Source organism: Nonomuraea sp. NPDC003707 (assembly GCF_053587055.1).
Window position 1 is genome coordinate 242858 of sequence record NZ_JBSFNK010000013.1, and the last position, 22970, is coordinate 265827.

Consider the following 22970-nt stretch of genomic DNA (forward strand, 5'->3'; position numbering starts at 1 on the left):
CCCGAGAGGTTGCGAAACATTGCGAAACAGCGTCGAGGGTCGTCAAGGGTCCGGCGGGCAGGCAGATTTCTGATCGGGAAGGCGTTCTAGTGGAGGGCTTGAAGTGGACGACGTGACCGTCCCCCGCCGCAGCACCATGGCGGACATCGCCGTCCAGGCGGGGGTCTCACCTTCGACGGTGTCGAAAGTTCTTCACGGCAGGTCCGATGTCTCCCCCAAGACCCGCGGCCGGATCCAGCGGCTGCTCGGCCAGCACGGCTACACGCTGCCCGGCCACGGCGAGCACTCCGGCGGCCTGATCGAGTTCGTCATCAACGAGCTGGACAACCCCTGGGCCATCGAGCTGATCCGCGGCGCCGAGGAGGCCGCGCAGGCCGAAGGCATGGGCCTGGTCGTGTCGGCCGTGCACCGGCGGAGCAAGCTGAGCTGGCACTGGCTCGACACGCTCGGCAACCGGGGCTCGCTCGGCGCGATCCTGGTCGTCTCCGAGCTCTCCGCCGAGCAGGAACGCGAGCTGGGACGCATGGGCATCCCGTTCGTCGTGGTGCAGCCGTCGGAGGACGAGAGCCCGGACACCCCAGCGGTCGGCTCGACGAGCTGGCAGGGCGGCTTCTCGGCCACGCGGCACCTGATCGAGCTGGGTCACCGGCGGATCGCGATGATCACCGGCCCGGCGGGGCGGCTGACCTCGAGGGTGCGGCTGGACGGCTACCGCGCGGCACTCGATCAGGCCGGGATCGAGCCGGCCCCCGAGCTGATCCGGCACGGCGACTACTCCCACGAGCCCGCCTACCGGCTGTCCCTGGAACTGCTGAGGCTGCCCGACCGGCCGACGGCCGTGTTCGCGGGCAACGACCTTCAGGCGCTGGGCACGTACCGGGCGGCGAAGGAGTGCGGCCTGAGGGTGCCTGAGGACGTCAGCGTGGTGGGCTTCGACGACCTGCCGTTCGCCCAGTGGATCGCCCCACCGCTGACCACCGTTCGGCAGCCGCTGGAGAACATGGCCGGCATGGCCGTCAGGCTGCTCGTCCAGCTCATCAACGGCGAGCAGCCGGAGACGCTGCGGGTCGAGCTGGCGACCCGGCTGATCGTCCGCGAGAGCACCGCCCGGATGCCGGGCTCATAGAGGCAGCCCGGCCTCCAGGTTCGCCATGGCCCGGTCGAACTCGGCCACCACATCCATGTCCTGATTCTTCGCCCAGTCGAACCAGAGTGCCATGAGCACCCCGACGATCGCCCCTGCGACGTCGCGAATCTCCGGGTCGCCAGGGTCCCGACCCTACGAAACTTAACGCGTGTCCTCGGTCGGTTAGGGCTCTTATGGGGTGGGGATGCCGGCCGTGTCGCCGAAGGAGATGGGATCCATCAGTGTCTCGGCCGCACTGTCGGCGGTGACGAAGGGGGCGACCTGTACGGGAGGTGGTGCCTTCTGGCTTTGAACACCGCCGTCAGCAGGTCGTTGAGCGCTTGTTCGCGAACGGCTCCGTAGACGCCGTGGCGGGCCCCGCTCCACCGCCTGGACTGATCACGCTGCCGATGCGCCCGGTACTCGCGCGAGGACATGCCCTTCAGCTCCCTGAACCGGCGGTTGGTACTGCCACAACCGGGGCACCGTCCATGGCCCGGCCCGCTCCAGCAGCGCCGCGGTCCGATCCAGCAGACGTGGCCCGCCGATGCGCGGTCGCCCCGGTCGGGGCCGGTCGGCCAGCCCACACGGCCCGTGCTGGTTGAATCGGCCGATCCACCGCCGCACCGTGCTCGGATCACACTCCAGCAGCTCAGCGATCTGCGCCGGGGACATCCCGCGCACCGACAACTGGACCATGACCGCCCGCAGGGCCTGCCGCCACCGGCCCCGCAGGTCCATGCGCAGCTGTTCGAGGAACAGCATCCGGCGCACAGTGAATAGCAGACTTGCCGCGGTCGGCACCCGCCAGGAGCGCGCCATGCCAGGCAGCCCCGCGGTCCCGATCGCGCCTCTGGCGTCTGACCAGGTCCGAGGCAGGTGTCCGTGTCGGTGGGGGGCATCGACTGTCGCCTCGAGCGAGATCGCGCCGCGCGTTCGCGCCGCGCACCCGGCGCAGAAGCGGGTCACTGTCACCTGAGCAGCGCCTCGAGCTCGGGAAGTCGGCCGAACAGTTCGGGGAGGCCGCGCACTCCGTTGCGCACGGACTCGTGCGACAGCGCGAGGTCAGGGCCGGTGCCGGCCTCGACACCGGCGAGGCAGCGGAGGATGTTCCACCTCGTGTGCCCCAGCCAGCCGCTGATCATGAACACGAACCAGCTTGGACCCGACGGCGGCAGCGCTCCGCCTCCTGCGACGTAGCCGTCGAGGACCGAGCGGAAGATGACGGGCTTGATGTCGTCGAAGCCGGGTCCCTTCGCGAGGCTCAGCGCTGTCGAGCCGAGCTCACTGGACAGGTTGAGCATCCCCGAGAGCTCCCAGTCGAGCACCACCGGCCGACCCTCTCGAGCGAGTAGGTTCCACGGTTGGATGTCCTTGTGGGTCAGCACGACGGGGCCTGGTCGCTCGCAGGTGTCGACGAAGTGGGCAATTGCGAGAAACGTCTCGACCTGGGAGGTGAGTTCGCCGGCCCACGGCTGGCCGGTCGCCGTCGCCCGCTCGGCGAGTTCGGGCCAGTCCCGTGACGTCGGGTCCTCGATCGAGACGTGGGTCCACGCGACGTCGAGCGCGTGGATGCGCGCCAGAATCTCACCGACCTCGAACGCGTACGCCGGCGACACGGGTGCTTCGGGCATCTTCTCGCCCTCGACCCACCGGTGGACGAGCGTGTGGTGGCCGGCCGAGATCGGCTCTGGCATCGGGATGCCGGCGGCGAAGGCCGCCCGCTCGAACCTGAACACGTCCTCGGCGCGGTAGGTCCAGCGGCGATCGAGGAGGTTCAACTCCTTCACCGCGAATGACCCCTGGTCGGTGTCGAGTCGGTACATCCGGTTGGCGAACCCGCCGTGGACACGGATCATCGGACCGATCGGCGCGCCGAGATGTGAAAGGTCCACCCCACGCAATCTAGGGCTGGCAGTTCGTCGATGCACCCGCTTTACTCGGGATGCGTGCTCAGGGCAGGGTGGTCAACGGGTCGTTTTCGGTGAGGTCTGGCCGCCTGCTGAGGACATGCCGGCGCCGGGCGGTTGTTTCCGCCGGGACCCGCTACCGGGACTCCTGACCGCGGGTCCGCGAGGGGGCGTTGATGCCGGGACTGGTGCGGCCGGTGCCGGTTGTAGTGGATCAGGTACTCCTGGAGCACGCGGACCAGGTGGCGTTCATTGCGGATCAGGATGCGGTCCAGGAGTTCGCGGCGCAGGGTGCTGATGACCCGCTCGCAGATGGCGTTCATTCTCGGCGTCCGCGGCAGGGTGCTGCTGTCCCGAAACCCTTCAGCTGTGAAGACCTCCCGGAAGGCGGAGGTTAAGAGCGGATCGTGATCGTGGATCACGAACCGCAGTCCGGCGATACGGTCACCCAGGTCCATCGCCAGGTTGCGGGCCTGCTGCAGCGTCCATGCTCCCGGCGTTCAGCGCTGCTGTCGGCCAGTTCCGGAATGCGGCGCAAAATCGCGACGGTGTCGTCGCGGTTAGCCGGGCCCAGCAGGCGCACCAGAGCGACGACCCGGCGGGCGAGCCGGTCAGTCAGGTCGGCCACGCCGGTGCCGGGCACGTGGCGGGTGGCCCGCCACCAGGCGGCCTCGTGGTCCACCAGCGCGTCCATCACCTGCGGCAGCGGCGTCAGCGTCCAGGGGCGGCGCGTGCCATCGCGGGGGTCGGGAAACCCGGCGGGGTCGAGCACGCTCAGCAGGGCTTGCGCCATCAGGTACACCAGTGGCTGGGTGGTGTCGGGTCTCCACCCGGCGGAGGGCGGCGGCGGGGTGGGCCGGTCCATCGCGGTCGCGAAGGCTTGGGTGGCTTCGGAGAACCGGCGACGCCAGTCCTCGAGCTCGCCGAGCAGCCCGAGTTCGAGGGTGGCGCACTGTTCCAGCAGGCCCTTATCGCTGGTGGCCGGCCAGGGTGCGCAGCAGATCGATGATGTCCGGGCGGGAGGCCGCACTGTCGATGAGGATCAGGGCGGGATCGCCGCAATCGGCCGCGGTGGCGACGATCGCCGCGCCGGCGTTGTCGGCGAGCCAGCCGCGAGCCCAGGCGTCAGGGCGCCGGGGGTCGGCGTTCTGGGCGTCGGCGAAGCGGAGGGCCAGGGCGGTTTTGCCCACGCCGGCAATGCCGGTGATGACCAGTATCGCCGGGGCCTGCTCGTCGTGGAGCCAGGCGTTCATGAGAGCCAGCTGGGACTTCCGGCCGCGTAGCGGCATGGGCGACCAGCGGCCATCGAGCAGTTCGCCGATGCTGCCGTTCCAGGAGGCTCCGGGGTGGTGCAGGGTTTCGAGGAGCCGCTCCCGCTCAGCGCGCTGGATGCGGCGCTGCTGGGCGGTGGCGATGTGTGCACCACCGAACAACGCCCCGACGCCGCCCGCGGCGCCGCCGGCTGCCGTCGCCGCCTGCGCTGTCCGTGGCGGGGCTTTCGAGCGCCTTTCGATGACAAGACATCGCGCCGGTCCGCCTGTGTGCCCCGCTTCGCCATGATGGCCTCTTTCGCCCCGGCCTCACACTCTCACCGCGGGCATGCCCCCGCCGCCGCCTCGGCGATCGCGCCTCCGAAAAGCACACGCGCATCAGGCGGCGAAGGTCTACCCAGCGCAGTCGATTGGCACCGAAATGTAAGTGAACTCAGGACACTCGGCCCGTGACCAGTTCGCCGATCTGCTGTCCACACACCGACTCGCACACTCGGCACCGAACACCCGCACACGCCGACCACCGGCACCAACTCGCCTACCGGATCGGGCAAGCCGGAAAGCCAGCCGCTGCCCGGGACGACCTCGTACAACGACTCACCGCCCCCACAGCGCCAGGGAAACCGCACGTTGGGACGCAGATCAATGTTGGTGGTCGCGCATCGTAATGTCACCTGGCGCCGATGAACGCGGAACAACGTCAGGAGCAGAGCGGAGACCGTCCCAGTACGGTCTCGCGGGCGATCTGCAGGCGCTCCAGGGTCCGTTCGGCGGCGTCGAGCTGCCGCACCCGGCTGCGTGGGAAACTGTTGGGGTGACCGCACGACGTATCGCCTACCAGGGCGAGCCCGGCTCGAACTCCCACATGGTGTGCAAGCACCACTACCCCGACTGGCAAACGGTGCCGTGCGCGTCCTTCGAGGATGTGTTCGCGGTGGTGCAGAATGGGGAGGCCGAGCTGGCGATGATCCCGATCGACAACTCGATCGCCGGCCGGGTAGCCGACATCCACCACTTCCTGCCGACCTCCGACCTGTACATCATCGGCGAGCACTTCCTGCGCATCCAGTTCAACCTGATGGCGCCGCCGGGGGCGACCCTGGACACGATCAAGGCCGTGCACAGCCACGTGCATGCCCTCGGACAGTGCCGCCGGATCATCCGTGAGCACGACCTGGTGCCGGTGATCGCCGGTGACACCGCCGGCGCTGCTCGTGAGGTGGCCGAGGCGGACGACCCGACTCAGGCGGCGATTGCGCCGCCGCTCGCGGCGGAGATCTACGGCCTGCACATCCTCGCCCGCGATGTCGAGGACGAGGAGCACAACACCACCCGGTTCGTGGTGCTCAGCCCGGACTTCGTGCAGGCACCGCGCGGCGAGGGCCCGGTGGTCACCTCGTTCGTCTTCAACGTCCGCAACCTGCCGGCCGCGCTCTACAAGGCTCTCGGCGGGTTCGCGACCAACGGCATCAACATGACCAAGCTGGAGAGCTACATGGTCGGGGGCCACTTCGCGGCCACCCAGTTCCTCGCCGAGGTCGACGGGCACCCCGAGGACCCCGGCCTGAAGAACGCGCTGGAGGAATTGGCGTTCTTCACCACAGACGTGAAGATCCTCGGGGTCTACCCGGCCGACCCGTCCCGCACCTACTGAGTCTCGAGACGGGGAGCCAGGGCATGTCACGGGGCCGCTGCGACCGCAGTAAATCCGGCATTTGCCGCTGGGGCGGGGCGATCATACCGAGGCCAGCAGCTGGCACCTCTCAAGCAGCAACGGGTTCCCACGTCACCGTCACACGTGAAATTCCGCGCTGAAGCCCAGAACGCCGGTCGCCCTGGCCAGGTTCAGGGGGACCGTGCGGCCCGGCAGCGGACGGCGGATCTCGGTCGTGGGATGGAAACGGCGGAGCAGATCCTCGGTGGGGTGGGAGACGAGGGTTTCCGGGGCCGCCACGGTGATGACGTGGCAGCCGCCGAGGGCGAGGGCGAGCAGGCACGCCCGGGCCGCGTCCCGGGTTTCGAGGTAGGCCCACAGTCCGGCCGCGTGCAGGCCGGGGTCCAGCTCGCACCTCCCTGCGAAGTCGAGGAGGCGCTCGTCGAAGCCGCCGACGTACGGCAGGCGCAGGGCGGTCACCGACATGCGGTGGCGTCGCGACATCATCTGGGCGGTCAGCTCGTCGACCTGCTTGGACAGCGCGTAGGGATCCTCGGAAAGGGACGGCTGCTCCTCGTCCACCGGGGCGTATCGCGGGTGGAGGGTGCGCGCGGCGAAAGGAAGGCCCGAGATCGCCGTGCTGCTGGCCGTGCACACCTGCCTGATCCCGGCTCGGCCGGCCTGTTCCAGCACGGTGAAGGTGGCCTGGGTGTTGGTGGCGAAGACCTCCTCGGCCGGATGCCGTTCGGGGGTGGGGATCGCCGCGAGATGGATCACGGCGTCCGCCCCCTTGAGGGCCTTCCGTACGGCGTGCGAATCCGTCGCGGATCCCGCGACGACCAGCTCGGCCTTCAGATCTCCCGGATCTTCCAGCACGAGGGCGTTGGCCGTGATCCCCTGCTGCCCGAGCAGGTCGAGGACGGCCCGGCCGATACGGCCGGCAGCGCCGGTGACCAGGACGCGCTTCATGGGTCTACTCATACCGGCGAATACACGCGAACCGCGACGACATGGGCGTACGGGGTCCCGTTGCCGGCGTCCACCACGATCCTCAGCGCGTCGGTGGTGACCGGCTCGAGGTCGTGGACGTTGCGGCGCCGCCGGTTGTCGCGCACCTCGGACACCGTCCGCCAGCCGCCGCCCTGCCGCACCTCCAACCGGTAGTCGCGGACCAGCGTGGGCATGACCTCGAACGGCGTGCGGTGGTGGTGCAGGTTGATCAGGTCCTCGTTCACGTCGTCGTCGGCCAGCACGTCGACGCGGCTGATCGTCACCGGCGAGGGCCAGGACAGTTCGAGGGTGGCGGGCAGCCGGTCCGACACCCACATGTGGGGCCCCGCGTGCGGGCGTTGGAAGCCGTCGAGCGCCTTGGACGGCGCGAAGGCATCGGTCGGGCCGGTCCGATGGCAGAACGTACGGCGCAGCAGGCCCGAGTCGGACCACTCCCGCAGCAGTTGGGGCGCCTCGTCCTGGGGGCGCAGCGGAACCCGGGTCAGGCAGAGCACGCCGGGGGTGGGCCGGTCGGCGACGTGGAGGGCGAGGTCGGGGTTCGCGTGGATCAGGAGGAACGCGTTCTGCGCCCGAGCGGGCCGGAACGACAGATCCACGCGGACCCACTGGTTCTTCCCCGGTTCGACCGGAACGGTGTGCGAGGCGATCAGGTCCCGCGGCACGTAGTTCTGGCCGAGCATCGGATCGTAGAGGTCCACGATCAGCTCGGCCCCGGCCGCCGCGTCGAGCATGAGCTCCACCGAGTCCAGGGCCGGGTCGACGGGCAGGATCAGGCCGGCGTCCGCCTCCAGCGGCCAGGTCTCGGCCGAGGTCTCCACCTCCAGCCGGGACAATGTGCTCGACGCGGCGGCGGTGGCCGCGCGAGCGAGATCCGCGGGATCCTCGTACGGCAGGCCGATGATCGAGCCGTCCTCCCGCAGGAGGGTCGTCTGCAGAGCGCGCACGTCCAGTTCCCGGGGGGAGACGCTGTCGGCGACGCACAATGCGGCCGCCGTGCCGGCTGCCTGGCCGATGGTGGCGCAGGTGGCCATGACCCTGGTCGAACCGAAGGCCACGTGCGACGCCGAGATGTTCCGCCCGGCCATGAGCAGGTTGGGCACGTTCTGCGAATAGATGGACCGGTACGGGATGTGGTAGATCCCGTCGGCGTAGCGCTGCCTCGCGCCGTCCTCCTTCGCGTACATGCCCTGCGGCGGGTGCAGGTCGATCGACCAGCCGCCGAAGGCGATCCGGTCCTCGAAGGGCGTCTGGCCCAGCACGTCATGCTGGGTGAGCACATGGTCGCCGAGGAAGCGGCGGTACTCCCGCTTGCCGGGCAGCGCGCCCACCCACTCCAGGGTCATGGTCTCGGCGTCGAACTTCCCCGAGTTCTTGATGTGGTCCCAGATGCCGTAGATGACCGACCACAGCTCGTCCCGGATGCGGTCGTTGTCGTGCACGGTGTCCAGCTCGCCGCCGAACTCGATCCACCAGTAGGCGCAGCCGTTGTCGCCCGCCCTGATGATCCGCCGCTCGGGGATCGAGGTTTCGGTGATGTCCTTGGCGAAGCCCGGCGGGACGTAACGGACCGGCTCGCCCGCGTCCTTGGTGTAGAAGAGCAGCGTGCTGCCGAGCGTGATGTCGTCGGGCACCTCGGGCGCCCACGGCTCGCCGTGCTCCGCGCGCCCCTCACGGCCGATCCGGTGGCGGGCGCCGGCCAGGTGGCCGACCAGCCCGTCCCCGGTGCAGTCCAGGAAGATCGGCGACTCGAAGGTGATCAGCCGTTCCGAGCCCATCATCCAACCGGCCACGGAGTCGATCCGCCCCGCCGAGCACGACACCTCCCGTACGTCGGTGTTGAGGAAGAGCGCGATGTTCGGCTCCTGCCGCACCAGGTCGAGGACGGTCGTGTCCCAGAAGTACGGATTGCCGTGTGGGTTCCGGTACTGGTTCTCCAGGAAGAGTTCGCCCATGATGCCGCCCTCGCGGGCGTTGTGGTTCTTGCCGTGGCCGGTCGCCCCGACCACCCAGACCCGTACCTCGCTGCTGGAGTTGCCGCCGAGCACGGGCCGGTTGGTGACGAGGGCGACCGTACGGCCCAGCCGGGCCGCGGCGACGGCGGCGTTGACGCCGGCCAGACCGCCGCCGACCACGGTCACGTCGCGGGAAAGGGTTTCCGATCTCATAGCTCCAGCCCGTAGTAGAGGCGCGGGGCGCCGTCCAGGGTGACCCGCACGCGGCGACCGGTGGCGGTGATGGTGCGTTCCTGCCCGATGCAGTCGATCTCCCGGACCGTCCGCCCGGAGGTCTTCAGCGACAGGCGGGTCTTGGTCGGCCAGTGGTCCTCCCAGGCCTCGGGATGCGGATACCACTGGTCCTCACCGTGATCCCGGTTGAGGATGTAGCCGTCCTTGCGGCTCCACAGGACGGCCAGCTTGCCCCGCGGCGTGTCGAACAGCAGGCCCTTCAGATCGGGGTCGGCGAAGGTGAGCCAGCGCTTGAAGGTCGCGCCCTCCAGGTGGCGCGTGGCCGTGGCGAAGGCGAGCAGAGTGGGTTTGATGCTCGTGTCGCGGTTCAGCAGCCCGTGGTGGTATTCGCCGTTGTTCGGGTCCGCCTCCTGCGGGTGATGGATGGTGCTGTCGTGCGGCTGGTACCAGTTGACCCCGTCCACCCCTTCCGACAGGCAGAGGGCGAGTTGCAGGAGCGTGTTCTCCGCGGCCTGGCGGATCGTGTCGTTCCACCAGGCGTTGGGCCGGGTGCAGGCGTAGGCCTCGGTCAGCCACAGCTCCTTGCCCCCGCCGTACTCGTCCAACGTCTGCCTGGCCTTGCGCAACGAGCCGAGGAAGTTCCAGTAGGAGCCGTTGGAGCCCTGCTCCCACTCCTCCGGCGGCGGGGCGTGGTCGGCGGTGAAGTTGCCGCGGCCCGGGTGGAAGGCGAACGCGTCGATCAGGTCCCAGCCGCCGGCCGCGTGGAAGTTGGCCGTCCACCGGTAGTCCATGCCGCCGAGGCCGCAGTTCATCAGCTTGATGCCGGAGTCCTTGAGCCGGTCGTGGATCGGCTTCAGACCGTCGCGCACGTATTCGGCCGCCTTCTGCCCCGACATCCAGGGCTGGTTCAGCTCGTTGGCCACCTCGAAGTAGGTCGCGCCGGACTCGCGGGCGATCCTGGCGCGGTCGTCCGCCCAGGCGGCGACCTGCTCCGCCGTGCCGTTGTAGATCACCCCACCGAGCTGGACGTTGTGCCCGATGCCCAGCGCGTCGAGTTCGGCGGGCGGGATGCCCGGCGCGCCGTCGTAGGCGATGCGCACCCATTTGACGCCGATCTTCTGCATCAACCGGCCGACCTGCTCCTTGCCCGGGACAAGCAGCCAGGTGTAGTTGGAGATGCCGAAGATGCCCTCGCTCTGGTAGGCGTGCGGCTTGAGCGTGGCCAGGTTGGTGCGCGCGAACGCCTCCTCGCCGCCCGAGGCGGCCTTGACCTCGACGAACACGATGCCCTGCGAGGGCGCCGGCACGGTGAGCGCCTCGGTCCAGGCGCCGCTGGGCTCCACGGTCCTGTCGAGGCGGCCGCCGCCGAGCACGGCGCCGTTGAAGTCGCGCGCCCACCAGGTGAGGCTCACCGGCTTGGGCGCGGCGCCGCCGTTGACCACCTGGGCGTTCACGGCCAGGGCCGCGCCCGGCTCGTAGAGGCCGAAAGGCTGGTCGCTCCACACGTCCACGCCGAGCGGCGCGGCGGTCGCCACGGCGTTGGCCGCGCCCGGCCGCATGTCGCCGAGGACCAGCTCGACCTGGGTCGCGCCATCCTCGCCCGCGGGTGCGTGCATCCAGGTGGCGTTGGTGAAGGCAGGCCTTGAGCTCCACAGCCGGAAGTAGGCTCGGGTGTCCGCCCAGGTTTCCTGATAGAGCGAGCCGGCGTTGACCTCGTACGGCACGCCGCCACGCGCGTCCTTGGTCCAGGCGGTGGCGGGCACGTACTTCTCGGGCGCCGTGTTGCCGATCAGGGTGCGGGAGAACATGTAGCCGGCGGGAGTCAGCGTGGCGCTGCCGCTCACCTCCCACTTCAGGCCCGCCCGGCGGGCGGCCACGGTGAACGTGCCGCGCACGGTCACCGCCGAGGCGCTCGCCGACATCTTGTAGACGACCTGGAGGGCGGGCTGCCCGTCCACGGTGGTCAGGCTCGGCGTGCCGCCGAACGTACGCTGCTGCCCGAGCACGCTGTCCTTGATCATGAAGTGGCCGATCCTGAGACGATCGGTTCCCGAACCGTCGCGGACCACGATCGAGCCGTCGGCCTCGGCGACAAGAGCGATGCCGTCGGCCGAGATCGACAGGCCGTCCGCCCGGGCGGGGGCGGCGGTGAGCGCGGAGGCCGCGCCGATCAGTGGGCCGGTCAGCGCGGCGGCCTGGAGGAGGGTACGACGGGAGACTTCAGGCACGGGGGTCTGCCTTTCGTGATTAGCCTTTGACGCCGGATTAGCCTTTGACACCGGTGAAACCGAGCCCGGCGACGACGTACTTCTGGAAGACCAGGAACAGCAGGACCGGCGGGGCCAGCGCCATCGCCATGCTGGCGATCAGCACGTCCTGCGGCGCCTGGTCGGCCAGCGTGGCCAGGGCCACACTGACGGGCTGCTTGTCCGGGTCGGTGATGGCCACGAGCGGCCAGATGAAGTCCTTCCAGCTGTGCATGATCGCGATCAGGCTGATGACGGCCAGGATCGGGCGGCTCATCGGCAGCACGATCCTGGTCAGGAGCTGCCAGGAGTTGGCGCCGTCCACCTTGGCGGCGGCGAAGAGCTCCGGCGGCAGCGCGTCGAAGAAGCGCTTGGCCAGCAGGACGTTGAAGGCGCTGGCCCCCGCGGGCAGCCAGATCGACCAGTAGGAGTCGACGAGGCCCAGGTCGATGATGGTCAGGAAGAGGCTGGTCATCGAGACCGTGTAGGGGACGAACATCGTGGCCAGGATCGCGCCGTAGATCAGCCTGCCGAGCCTGGGCTTCAGTACCGACAGGGAGTAGCCGGCGGTGATCGCCACGATGAGCTGGACGGCCCATGAGCCGCCGACGACCTGGAGCGTGTTGAGCAGGTAGTGGCCGATGCCCAGGTCGTTCCAGGCGGTGCCGAAGTTCTCCGGCCGGGGGTCGCCCGGCCAGAGTTCGAGCGGCTTGGCGATCAGGTCGGTGGCGGGGGAGACCGCGCCCTTGACGGTCATGTAGAGCGGGCCGATGCCGATCACCAGCAGAAGCGCGAGGGTGAGCCACTGGACCGCGCGCACGGCCGCCCTGACCGCCGGGCGGCGCTCCTCGACGGGGGAGATCAGGCTCATGAGGAGCTCCAGGCACGGGTGGCTCGCAGGTAGATCGCCGACATCAGGCCCAGGAAGATCGCCAGGAGGAAGGCGAGCGCGGCGGCCTGGCCGTAGGCGCCGTCCCGGAAGGCGTACCTGAAGATCAGCAGGAGGATCGTGAGCGTGCTGTTCTCCGGTCCGCCGTCGGTGAAGACGTAGGGCTCGGTGAACACCTGCGTGGTGCTGACCAGCTGGAGGAGGAGCAGCAGGCCGATGGTGGGGCGGAGCTGGGGCAGGGTTATGTGCCACAGCCTGCGCCCGATCGACGCGCCGTCCATCTGCGCCGCCTCGTAGAGCTCCGAGGGGATGGTCACCATGGCGGCGAGGTAGATGAGGACCGTGCTGCCCATCCAGGCCCAGGTCGACTGGATGACCAGGCTGAGCATCGCGGTCCTGGGCGACTCCAGCCAGGGGAAGGGGCCCACGCCGATCAGGCCCAGCAACTCGTTGAACAGGCCGTGCCCGGGATCGTAGAACCACTTCCACAGCAGGATCGCCACCACCGGTGGGATCACCACCGGGAGATAGACGAGGAAGCGGTAGACCCCGGCGCCCTTTCGCACCGTCGACATGACGGTGGCCAGGATCAGCGGCGCCGGGAACCCGATGAGCAGTCCCAGCCCGACGAACAGCAGGGTGTTCGCGATCGCCGTGTAGAGCAGCGGGTCCCGGACGAGCGCGGTGAAGTTGTCCAGCCCCACCCACGTGGCCGGGTCGACCAGGTTCGTCTCCTGGAAGGAGATCAGCAGCCCGCGGATCATCGGCCAGTAGGAGAACACGCCGAAGGCGACGAAGGCCGGGACGAGGAAGAGGAACGCCATGACGGAGCTCCCCAGCCTGCCGGCGCGTGGGGCGACCGTCACCGCCGGTTCGCGGCGAGCGAGGCGCGGGGCGAGCGTCACTGCCGGCTCGCGGCGAGCTTGGCGTTCACGTCGGTTTCGGCCTTGGTGAGGAGGGCGTCGACGTCGGCGTCCCGGTCGGTCAGTACGGCCTGCACCACGCTGTCGAGCACGGCGTAGACGGCCTGGGCCCGCACCGGGGGTTCGGCGCGGAGCTGGAGCTTGGGGGTGCCCTCGATCCATGGCCGGAAGTGCTCGAGCTTGACGTTCACGTACGGCTTGACCGCTTCGTCGATCTTGGCCTGCTGGGCTTCGTCGAACATCGGCAGCGTCGGCACGCCCACGGCGGCGTTCGGGTCGGCCGCCAGCGCCTTGGCCCGTTCGGCGGCGGCTCCGGTGTCGTACTGCGGTTGGGCGTAGGCGAACAGCAGCCACTTGACGGCCGCGGCCGTCTTCTCGGCGGAGGCCGACTTGGGCACCATGTAGACGTCACCGCCGGTCAGCGTGGCGTTCCCGCCCGCCTGCGGGAGCGGCCCGATGCCGAACGCGTCGATGTTCGGCATGCCGTAGGTCATCTTGGCCAGCCGGTACGTGCCGGGCGTGCCCAGGTACATCCCGATCTCGCCGGCGGCGAACCGCTTGATCACATCGTTCTGGTCGTTGAGCTGGTTGTCACCCATGGAGTCGTCGGTCCAGCGCATCTCCTTGAGCAGGGCCAGCGCCCGCTTGGTCGGGTCGGCGTTGAAGGCCGCCGCCCACGTGTCGCCGGCGGGCTTCTCCATCTCGCCGCCGAAGGTGTAGGTCAGCTTCGTGAGCTGCCAGCCGCCCTGGTTGTTCTTGGACTCGTGCACGAACCCGGCCTTGCCGGTCTTCTCGGCGATCCGCTTGGCCTGGGCCCGAACCTCGTCCCAGGTCGTCGGCGGCTTGTCGGGATCGAGGCCCGCCTTCGCGAACAGCTCCCGGTTGTAGACGAGCCCCATCGCGAAGGGCGCTTGGGGCACGCCGTACACCTCACCGGCGGAGTCGCTCAGCGGCCGCAGGACCTGCGGGTTGAACTCCTTGTAGTGCGGCCACTTGGCCAGCTCCGCGGCCAGCGGCTTGACCTGCTTGCGGGCGATGAGCCCCTGCGGCTCGGTGAGCGGCACCTTGATCACGTCCTCGACCTTGCCGCCGGCCAGTTTGGCGGAGAACGTCAGCGGGTCGTAAGCGGCCGAGGAGCCTTCAACGGCGATGCCGGGATTCTGCTTCTCGAAGTCGGCGACCATCTTCTCGAACGCGGCCAGGCTCGGCTTGTCGGTCGCCGGCGGCATGCCCTGGACCCTGAGGGTGATGGTGCCGGACTCCTGCCCGGCACCGGAGGACGATCCGCATGCGGCGACGGCCGTGGCCAGGACGGCCACGCCGAGGGAGGCGGTGATCTTCTTCATCTGAACTCCCGCGTTCAGGTCATGGCATTAAAAAGGGTGTTAAAGACGGCAGGGCGGGGCGGTGGTACGGCATGCCGTACCACGGGGTTGTCGATGATCGGCGGACGGCGGTCAGCTGTGGACGGGACCGGTCGAGGATCTGGGTATGAGCCGGGAGCCGATCTCCACGACGCGCCCGCCGCCCCGCCCGCCGATGGTGTCGAGCAGGAGGTCGGTGGCCCGGGTGGCGAGCTCCTCGGCCGAGATGCGGATGGTGGTCAGCGACGGGGTGGCGGTTTCGGCGAGCAGCGTGTCGTCTATGCCGATCACGCTGACGTCGCGCGGCACGTCGACGCCCAGCTTGGCGAGCTGGTGCAGCACTCCGAGCGCGACCAGGTCGTTGTGGGCGAGCACCGCGGTGGCGTCGGCGGAGGTGACCAAGGTGGCGGCGTGCAGGCCGGTCTCGAAGCGCGGCTCGTAGGGGCCGAGCTCGACGAGGGACAGGTCGTGCGCCTCGAACGCCTCCCTTATCGACTTGCCGCGGCTGTGCTCGGGCCGCGAGCCGTTGATGAAGACGCACCTGGTGTGGCCGTAGGCCTTCAGGTGCTCGGCCGCCTGGGAGATGCCGGCGGTCAGGGAGATCCGGATCTCCGGGATGCCGGGCACGTGCCGGTTGACCAGGACCACCGGCATGGTCTCCGCCAGCTCGCCCAGCCTGTCCTCCGAGAGGGTGGAGGCCCACAGGATCATGCCGTCGACCCGCTTGGAGACCGCGGCAATGGTCTCCAGCTCGTCGGACTCCCGCTCGTCGGTGTCGGCGGCCAGCACGGTGTAGCCGAGCCTGCGGGCCCGGGCCTGCATCGCCTTGAAGATCGGCGGGAAGAACGGGTTGGCGATGTCGGGGATGATCAGCCCGAGAGACTCGGTCTTCCCACCACGCAGTGAGCGGGCCGCCGGGTTGGGCGCGTACCCCAGTTTCGCGGCCGTGTCCCGGATGCGCTGCAAGGTCTGGGGCTGCACCTGATCGGGGGCGGTGAACGCGCGAGAGACCGTCGAGACCGACACCCCGGCCGCCTGCGCCACCTGCCTGATCGTCACTGCCACGCTGTCCTCCTCGTACCGGTATGGAGGATGGTTGCAAACGTTCCCGGAAGCGTCAAGAGCGTTTCCTCGCGGTCACCAACCTGTTAAATCCGCTCTGGCCATCGCCGCAAGAAGGATGCATGATTGGGTTTCTGAGAATCCCGGTAACGTTCTCATAGGAGTTCATCTGTGAAGATCACTGGTTGGGAAGTGCTCACGCTGCCCGAGCACGGCGACAGCATGATGCTGGTCGTCGTCGACACCGACGAGGGCGTGCACGGCATCGGCGAGGTGGGCATCCGCTCGCGGCAGAAGGCGGTCTCGGGGGCGATCGAGCACCTGGGGGAGCTGCTGCTGGGTGAGGATCCCACCAGGATCGAACACCTGTGGCAGGTGATGTTCCGCCGGGGCTTCTTCCCGGCCGATCGCATCCTGTCGTCCGCCATAGCCGCCATCGACGTGGCGCTGTGGGACATCCGGGGCAAGACGCTTGGAGTGCCGGTCTACGACCTGTTCGGGGGGCGGACACGTGACCACGTCCCCGCCTACGCCCACCTGGGCGACGACTATTACGACCTCGAGGCGTTCCTGGACCGGGCGCGGGCGCTCGTCGCGGAAGGCTGGCGGCACCTTCGCTTCGCCGTGCCCCATGACGAGGACGGCACCCTGGACCAGCGGGCCTCGATGCGGTGGGGCATCGACCTGTTCCATGCCGTACGGCAGGCCGTGGGCGACGACGTGGAGCTGATCCTCGACGTGCACACGCGGCTCGACCTGCCCGAGGCCGTGACGTTGTGCCGCGAGATCGAGGCGGCCAAGCCGTACTTCGTGGAGGACCCGCTGCGGTGCGAGAGCCTGGAGGTGTACCGGTCACTGAGATCCCGCACGGCGGTGCCGCTGGCGGCGGGCGAGCAGTTCGGGTCGAAATGGGAGTTCCAGCGGCTCATCGAGCAGGACCTCATCGACTACGCCAGGGTGGACATCGCCGTGGCGGCCGGGCTCACCGAGGCCAGGAAGATCGCCGCCATGTGCGAGGCGCACTACGTCAAGCTGGCCACCCACAACCCGCTCGGCCCGGTGACGGCGGCCTCGTCGTTGCACCTGAACCTGGCTTCACCGTACATCGGAGTGCAGGAGCACCAAGCCCTGCCCGAGCTGCCGGACGTGTTCACCGCCCGGCCGGTGGTCCGGGGAGGTCGCTTCGAGATCCCCGACCTGCCCGGCCTCGGCGTCGACATCGACCGGGCCGAGGCCCGGAAATATCAGGCCATCGCCGCTGAACGCCCCCACCTGCGCACCCGTGACGGCGCCTTCACCAACTGGTGAGGGTTCTTGCTCGCGAACACTCCCGACCTGGCCGGCGGCGCGTGCGGTCAGCCGTCCGCCCTTGGCGTCGAGGAACAGGGCTCGGTCGTCGTCGGCGCGGCTTACAGTTGGTCGGCCAGCCGCCGGGCCGCGACCTGTACGATGTCCCACGCGGTGGCGAACGGCGGCGCGTAGGACAAGTCTGACCAGGCTAAGTCATCAACGGTCGCGCCGTGCCACAACGCGGTGGCAACGGTGTCGATACGTTTGCCCGCCCCACGCCCGCCAACGATCTGCGCGCCCATCAGCCGATGATCCGACGGCGCTGCCAGCAACTTCACCGCGACCGGGTCGGCCTCGCTCATGTAGCCGCTGGCCGTGCTGCCTTCGGTGACCAGGGACGTCACCTCGATGCCGGCGGCGGCTGCCTCCCGCTCATTCAGACCGGTGCGGGCGATCTCCAAGTAGGTCGTGCCCTCAGCGAATCGGGTGATCGCAGTGCCCAGCACGCCGCCGAACCGCAGCGCGCCTGGTGTGACGAGGTTGGTGCCGACGATCCGGCCCTGTTTGTTGGCATGGGTGCCGAGCGGCATGTAGGTCCACGTGCCGGTGAGCCGATGCCGGGTCTCGCAGCAATCACCGGCGGCCCAGATCCCGTCGGCCAGGCTCCCGTCCGGCTCGGGTCGCAAACCGCCATTCGGGCCGCTCGGCAACTTGTCGAGGTCAAGGTAACCGGTGTTCGGTGTGATCCCCAGCGCCAGCACGACCAGGTCCGCTGGATAACGCTCGCCTTCTGCGGTGTACACGCCACGCACTCGTCCGTCCGCCACGTCCAGCCGCACGACCGGTGAGCCGACCACGACCCGGACTCCCGCCTCGTGCATCCCCTTCTCGATGCGAGCGGACAGGTCCGGGTCCAAGGAACTCATCACCCGAGTCCGGGTGATCACGGTGACCTCGTAGCCACGTCTTCTGGCGGCCTCGGCCATCTCGACGCCGATGTAGCCGCCGCCGGCGACAACCACCCGGCCACCGCCCTTGGGCAGTCTCGCGAGCAGGTCCAACCAGACAGCGCCGTCGGTGAGCGTCTTGACCGGCGCGACGCCGGCGTACCGTTGCCCTGTGCCGGGGTGGACAGCCCAGTCCGGCACCACGGCCGACGCACCGGTCGCGATCACCAGCTCGTCGTAGCCCAACACCTGCTCACCGTCGGCATCCTGGTAGGTGACCGTGCGGGCCTGTCGGTCGATCCCGGTCGCGGTGGCGCCGAGCCGCAGGTCGATCCCGGCTGCCCGGTGCTCCTCAGCGGTGCGGGCCACCAGGGCGTTGCCACTGGACACGTCTCCGGCGACCCAGTAGGGGATGCCACAGGCGGAGTACGACGTATCGCCGGTCGCCTCCAGCGCGGTCACAGCCAGCCTGGTCCCGGCCGCCCGGATCGCCTGGTGCGCCGCGCTCATCCCTGCTGCATCGGCTCCGATGACCAGCAGACGGGTGGCGCTCACCGGGTCACGTCAATCGAGGCCATGGCTTGGAGCCTATCCAGCTCCGGACGGAGGCGGAGCCCTAGAGAGAAGCAGTGAGCTGACCTGTGGCGATGTTTACCGGGGGGCCTGTGCCGTTGGCCGTGGCGATCGGCTTGCCGACCTGGAGATCAGCCTGGTGTGCTGTTCGCGCTCGCTGGCGAGTCGTGGAGCCCACACAGGTTCTCCACCCGAAGCGGACGCGGGCTCCTCGCGGTAGAAGATGTCGATGTCGACCTCTTCACCGCCCATGACCACTGTGTCCCACGCGTCGCTGATGACCAGGATGCGCAGAGTCTCAGCCGACAGTCGGCCGAGGTGGGCGCGCAGGGCGGCGTCGTCGGGCAGGCCGGAGACGCGCTGTGACAGACGGCCCCGGACGATCCCGAGCCGGTTCATCAGTGTGTCGATGTCCGCCGCGACCTGCGCGTCGGAACTCGGAGCGGCCGGCGCGTCGGCGCTGCCTTTGGCGATGTTGTCCTTGATGGCACGGGTGACGCCATCCTCGTCGGTAGTGACCATCGCCTGCCAGGCGCGGCTCTTGTGCCGGTACTGGAGCATCGCCATGGCTGCCTCGTGGCGGATGAAGTCCGCGTCGCGGAAGGCCCGCCCGCGCCAGGCCTGGTTGAGCGACCGGGCCAGAGAGATGGCCGAGGCCAGCCCGCTGTTGAGCCCGCGACCCGGCCAGAAGTGGATGGCGTTGGCGGCGTCGCCGAGCAGGAAGCCGTAGGTGCCCGGAGTGGCGGACGTAGGGGCGTGCAGGCGCGCGGTGAAGCGCGGCCGCTGCACCATGTCGAGCCGGAAGGCGGTGACGGCGCTGAGGTTGTACTCGGCCACGCCGAACATCGCCAGCCCTTCCTGCACCCGCCGCCACAGGGCGGACCCTTTGATCAGGGCGGGCAGGAACAAGGTGCCGTGAGTGGAGCAGTGGAAGTCGCCGTCGTCGGTGCGGCCCATCATGCACGGGTTGGCGGCGACACACTCCTCGAACACGCGACGGACGGGATCGATGCCGATGACCTCCTCGGCCTCCTCGTCGGTGAGTCGCATGTTGAGGAAACCCTCGCCGCCCAGGGCGTTGAGCAGGTAGCGGTTCTGGGCCACGGTCAGCAGGACCGACATGGCGTCAGGCAGGTCGGACTTGACGCGTAAGCCCAGCACGACATCCTGCAGGTGCTTGCCGTTCAGGGAGTAGATCGAGCTGTCGGCGGTGCCGAACTTGCCGGTGAAATGCTCCCGCGTGCGCGAACGGCCACCCTCGCAGATGGCGAGCACATGATCCTGCTTCGCGCTGTCGCCATGCTCGTCGGGATCGAAGCGGGTGGGGACGAGCCGGATGCGGTCGGACTTCTCGGCGGCCATCTCCAGGAGCGTGTCCTCGATGTAGGCGATGCGGAGGTTGCGCGGGGCTTGTCCTCGGATGGAGTCGGGGCCGGGCGGCCACATCTCGGAGTACGCCCCGGGCTTGAACAGCCGAGCCTGCACCGGGTCGGGGAGGTTCAGGTACTGGCGGCTCTGAACCGTGACGACCTGCTGGCGCCGTACATTTCCCTGCTCTTGCCCCTTCCACGCGACCTGAGCACCGTCCTGGGTCCAGCGGCCGTCGTAAACAGTGACGACGACCCGTGATCCCATGAGGTGCTCCAGGAGGAGCGCGAAGCTCAGCCCGACAGGCCCACCGCCGGAGACGGTCACCCGGAGTACCGGCCCCGGATCGACCGATGGGGCGGGTCGCCTCGCCTGCGGCAGCGGGGATGCGCCGTAGACCGTGGCGACGTCGTCGGAGGGCAGGAAGCGGAACTGCTCGTCGCCGATCGTGATCAGGTCGCCCGGTTGGAGCACCTGTGAGGTGACGCGCCTGCCGTTGACCAGCGTTCCGTTGCGGCTTCCCAGGTCGTGCAGGATGTAACGCCCTGCCTCGTGGCGTATCTCGGCGTGGCGGCGCGAAGCTCGTTCGCTGGAGAGCACCACGCTGCAGTCTTGCCTGCGGCCGAAGGTGGTCGGCGTGTCACCGAGCGGGAAGTGGCGGTCGGTGAGGGGGCCGTCGTGTCCGACGATGGAAGGGGGCATGATGCCTTCCTTATCGTGACAGGAGATCTGGTCATCGATGAATCCAAGTCCATCATGTGCGACCAGAAGCAGCCGCGTAAGTGGGAAGTACGCACATCGGTGAGTTACGTGGTCTGAGCTGCGCTTAAGCGGCGTGGTGGTATTCACTGATCATGCCCGCGACGACGGGTTTTCGGCGGGTGGATCGTAGGTCGTTAAGGTCGGTCACGTCGCGGGCGGGCTCTCGCAGATGGCGTTCATCCTCGGCGTCCGCGGCAGCGAGGTGATGATCCGCAGCCCTTCGGTTTCGAAGACCTCTCTGAAGGCGGAGGTGAAGAGCGGACCCCGGTTGTGGATCAAGAACCGCAGCTCGGCGATGCGGTCACCCGGGTCCATGGCGAGGTTGCGGGCCTGCTGCACCGTCCATGCTCCAGTCGGGTGCGGGGTCACTCCGGCCAGGTGCAGGCGTCGGGTGCCGTGCTCGATGAAGACCAGCACATACAGCCGTTTGAGCAGTATGGTCTCGACCACCAGGAAGTCGCACGCGATGATCGCGTGGGCTTAGCGGCCAGGAACTGCCGCCAGGTCGGCCCGGCCCGGCGGGGTGCGGGATCGATACCGGCGGCGTGCAGGATCTCCCACACCGTGGAGGCAGCGATCGGGTACCCAGGCGCCGCCTGTCGGTGAAGGTCCATTTACGCGCCACGAGGCTGCGATGCCGACGCAGGATCGTCGCCGGGTGACCGGGAACAGCTCCGCCCACTGGCGACGGCGAACCAGCCAAGACTACGCCGCCAGCCGGAGCCGGTCGGCGGGTTCCCACCGCGGCCGGCCACCGAGGTGACGGCGGAGCATCTGGTTATCGTGACGGAGCACCAGCAGGTCGACATCCTTCGACAGGTCAGAGCGGATCAGCACGAGCTGCCCGGGGAATGCCGGCCTGGTTGTGCCGACCTGCCGCCCGATGATCGCGTTCTCGAGTCCTTATGGACGAACGCGGATGACCGTCTTCCCCTTGCGTCGCTCGGTCGGGTTGAGGGCGGCGACGGCATCGTCGAGGGTCGCGACGTTGCCGATGTTCGTCCGCAGTCGTCCGTCCCGCACCCGCTGGACGATCTCGCTCAGTTGGGCGCGGTCGGACTCGACGACGAAGTCGATCGCCAGGCCGTCGGCGGGCCGCGCCTCGGGCGGCCCGACGACGGACACCAGTGTTCCTCCGGCTCGAATCAGGCCTGCGGACCGCCTGCCGATGTCGCCGCCGATGACATCGAAAACCAGATCGACTTCGCCGACGTCTTCCAGCGCGTCGTTCTCAAGGTCGACGAACTCCTGCGCGGCGAAGTCGAGCGCCTTCTGACGGTCGGCGGCGCGTCCGGTGCCGATGACGTAGGCGCCGGCCTCTCGTGCGAGTTGCGTCACCATCGACCCGACTGCGCCGGCCGCGCCGTGCACGAGGACGCTCTGCCCTGCCTGAAGGCGGCCGTGCTCGAACAGTCCCTGCCACGCGGTCAGTCCCGAGATCGGCAGGCTCGCGCCCACCGTGAAGTCGACGTCGCCGGGCAGCGGTGCGAGGTTGCGTGCCTCGACGGCCACATACTCCGCCAGGGTGCCGTCGCGAGTCCAGTCCGTGAGGCCGAACACCCGCTGTCCCACCGACCTGCCCCTGGTGCCGTAGCCGAGAGCGGTGACCACTCCGGCCAGCTCGTGCCCGGGGATCGACGGTGTTCGGTCACGGTCGAGGCGATCGGTCCAGGTCGAGGGCCATGCCATCTCAGTCGGGACGAACCCCGACGCATGAACCTGAACGACGACGTCGTTCAGCGCCGCTTGCGGCTCGGGCCGTTCCACCAGCGTCATCCCGGCCGTTCCCGCGGCCTTGTCCGTCACCACAATCGCCTTCATCCGGAATCCCCCTATGTCCAGTCCTCGCGGACACGTGTCCGCGTATGACGTCATCTCCCGAACGAGGTCGTACCCGAACACAAGTGGACCTTCACCGACAGTCGGCGCCCGGGACGGCCCGGAACCCGCCGGCCGGTCAAGGCGCTCATTGTGCGGATGGCTCGGGTGTCGATCCGGCGCCCCGCCGGGCCGACCTGGCGGCAGTTCCTGGCCGCTCAAGCCCACGCGATCAACGCGTGCGACTTCTTGGTGGTCGAGACGGTACTGCTCAAACGGCTGTATGTGCTGGTCTTCATCGACCACGGCCCTCGGCGGCTGCATCTGGGTGGGGTAACCGCGCGTCCGGCCGGGGCGTGGACGGTCCAGCAGGCCCGCAACCTGGTGATGGACCTGGGGGAGCGCATCGCCGAGCTCTTCTCCTCCGCGTTCAGGGAGGAGTTCGCGGCCGAAGGGTTTCAGACAGCACTGAGCCATCGAGCGAGAAGAAAGGCACAACGGTCTCGGCGCCGAACGTGTGGAGACCGCCGGGCCCGGCCCAGCCGACCCGCTTATCCCTACCCCACCGAG

18 protein-coding genes and 2 pseudogenes are annotated in these 22970 nt (G+C 69.0%); 3 read left to right on the top strand and 17 right to left on the bottom strand.

Annotation, left to right across the window (positions count from 1 at the left end):
• Positions 1–103 precede the first annotated feature (103 nt).
• Positions 104–1126, top strand: coding sequence for a LacI family DNA-binding transcriptional regulator (locus tag ACWDRB_RS31975; RefSeq protein WP_449899945.1), 1023 nt, complete (start codon positions 104–106; stop codon positions 1124–1126).
• Here ACWDRB_RS31975 and ACWDRB_RS31980 read toward each other — a convergent pair.
• The 6 genes and pseudogenes from ACWDRB_RS31980 to ACWDRB_RS32005 all read right to left on the bottom strand — a co-directional run.
• Positions 1121–1267: pseudogene (locus ACWDRB_RS31980) on the bottom strand (acyl-CoA-like ligand-binding transcription factor); the annotation flags it as partial. The gene ACWDRB_RS31975 and the pseudogene ACWDRB_RS31980 sit on opposite strands and share 6 nt — an antisense overlap.
• A gap of 324 nt (positions 1268–1591) precedes the next feature.
• Positions 1592–1891, bottom strand: a pseudogene (locus tag ACWDRB_RS31985) (helix-turn-helix domain-containing protein); the annotation flags it as partial.
• Positions 1892–2097: 206 nt separating this feature from the next.
• Positions 2098–3021, bottom strand: coding sequence for a phosphotransferase family protein (locus ACWDRB_RS31990; RefSeq protein ID WP_449899947.1), 924 nt, complete (start codon positions 3019–3021; stop codon positions 2098–2100).
• Positions 3022–3062: 41 nt separating this feature from the next.
• A complete protein-coding gene (locus ACWDRB_RS31995; protein ID WP_449899949.1) occupies positions 3063–3494 on the bottom strand; it encodes an integrase core domain-containing protein in 432 nt (143 codons plus the stop codon).
• The gene (locus ACWDRB_RS32000) at positions 3455–4066 is read right to left on the bottom strand and encodes a hypothetical protein (protein WP_449899952.1); all 612 of its coding nucleotides are present in this window, start codon (positions 4064–4066) and stop codon (positions 3455–3457) included. Before ACWDRB_RS32000 ends, ACWDRB_RS31995 begins: the two co-directional genes overlap by 40 nt.
• Positions 4005–4469, bottom strand: a complete 465-nt coding sequence (locus ACWDRB_RS32005) for a hypothetical protein (protein ID WP_449899955.1) — start codon at positions 4467–4469, stop codon at positions 4005–4007. The genes ACWDRB_RS32000 and ACWDRB_RS32005 overlap by 62 nt, the downstream gene beginning before the upstream one ends.
• Before the next feature lie 652 nt (positions 4470–5121).
• On the opposite strand from ACWDRB_RS32005, the gene ACWDRB_RS32010 reads away from it, so the two are divergent.
• Positions 5122–5961: a prephenate dehydratase gene (locus ACWDRB_RS32010; RefSeq protein WP_449899958.1), complete on the top strand. Its 840-nt coding sequence runs from the start codon at positions 5122–5124 to the stop codon at positions 5959–5961.
• A gap of 138 nt (positions 5962–6099) precedes the next feature.
• Here ACWDRB_RS32010 and ACWDRB_RS32015 read toward each other — a convergent pair whose 3' ends face one another.
• The 7 genes from ACWDRB_RS32015 to ACWDRB_RS32045 form a co-directional block, all read right to left on the bottom strand.
• A complete protein-coding gene (locus ACWDRB_RS32015; RefSeq protein WP_449899960.1) occupies positions 6100–6930 on the bottom strand; it encodes an NAD-dependent epimerase/dehydratase family protein in 831 nt (276 codons plus the stop codon).
• An 8-nt stretch (positions 6931–6938) separates the two neighbouring features.
• The gene (locus ACWDRB_RS32020) at positions 6939–9137 is read right to left on the bottom strand and encodes an FAD-dependent oxidoreductase (RefSeq protein ID WP_449899962.1); all 2199 of its coding nucleotides are present in this window, start codon (positions 9135–9137) and stop codon (positions 6939–6941) included.
• The gene (locus ACWDRB_RS32025; protein WP_449899965.1) at positions 9134–11386 is read right to left on the bottom strand and encodes a hypothetical protein; all 2253 of its coding nucleotides are present in this window, start codon (positions 11384–11386) and stop codon (positions 9134–9136) included. The genes ACWDRB_RS32020 and ACWDRB_RS32025 overlap by 4 nt, the downstream gene beginning before the upstream one ends.
• A gap of 37 nt (positions 11387–11423) precedes the next feature.
• Positions 11424–12275, bottom strand: coding sequence for a carbohydrate ABC transporter permease (locus tag ACWDRB_RS32030; RefSeq protein WP_355200511.1), 852 nt, complete (start codon positions 12273–12275; stop codon positions 11424–11426).
• Positions 12272–13117: a carbohydrate ABC transporter permease gene (locus ACWDRB_RS32035; RefSeq protein WP_449899967.1), complete on the bottom strand. Its 846-nt coding sequence runs from the start codon at positions 13115–13117 to the stop codon at positions 12272–12274. The genes ACWDRB_RS32030 and ACWDRB_RS32035 overlap by 4 nt, the downstream gene beginning before the upstream one ends.
• A gap of 77 nt (positions 13118–13194) precedes the next feature.
• Positions 13195–14562 (bottom strand): ABC transporter substrate-binding protein, encoded by a 1368-nt coding sequence (locus ACWDRB_RS32040; protein ID WP_449899969.1) that lies wholly within the window; start codon positions 14560–14562, stop codon positions 13195–13197.
• 111 nt (positions 14563–14673) lie between these two features.
• The gene (locus tag ACWDRB_RS32045; RefSeq protein WP_350727282.1) at positions 14674–15645 is read right to left on the bottom strand and encodes a LacI family DNA-binding transcriptional regulator; all 972 of its coding nucleotides are present in this window, start codon (positions 15643–15645) and stop codon (positions 14674–14676) included.
• A 168-nt stretch (positions 15646–15813) separates the two neighbouring features.
• Between ACWDRB_RS32045 and ACWDRB_RS32050 the strand changes: the two genes are divergently transcribed.
• Entirely contained in the window at positions 15814–16950 is a 1137-nt protein-coding gene (locus ACWDRB_RS32050) for a mandelate racemase/muconate lactonizing enzyme family protein (RefSeq protein WP_449899971.1), read from the top strand.
• Positions 16951–17051: 101 nt separating this feature from the next.
• On the opposite strand, the gene ACWDRB_RS32055 is transcribed toward ACWDRB_RS32050, so the two are convergent.
• The 4 genes from ACWDRB_RS32055 to ACWDRB_RS32070 form a co-directional block, all read right to left on the bottom strand.
• Positions 17052–18434, bottom strand: coding sequence for an FAD-dependent oxidoreductase (locus tag ACWDRB_RS32055; protein WP_449899973.1), 1383 nt, complete (start codon positions 18432–18434; stop codon positions 17052–17054).
• Between the two features lie 96 nt (positions 18435–18530).
• Positions 18531–20522, bottom strand: a complete 1992-nt coding sequence (locus tag ACWDRB_RS32060; RefSeq protein WP_449899975.1) for an FHA domain-containing protein — start codon at positions 20520–20522, stop codon at positions 18531–18533.
• A gap of 204 nt (positions 20523–20726) precedes the next feature.
• Positions 20727–21032 (bottom strand): hypothetical protein, encoded by a 306-nt coding sequence (locus tag ACWDRB_RS32065; protein ID WP_449899977.1) that lies wholly within the window; start codon positions 21030–21032, stop codon positions 20727–20729.
• A 453-nt stretch (positions 21033–21485) separates the two neighbouring features.
• Positions 21486–22706, bottom strand: coding sequence for an NADP-dependent oxidoreductase (locus ACWDRB_RS32070; RefSeq protein ID WP_449899980.1), 1221 nt, complete (start codon positions 22704–22706; stop codon positions 21486–21488).
• Positions 22707–22970: the final 264 nt, after the last annotated feature.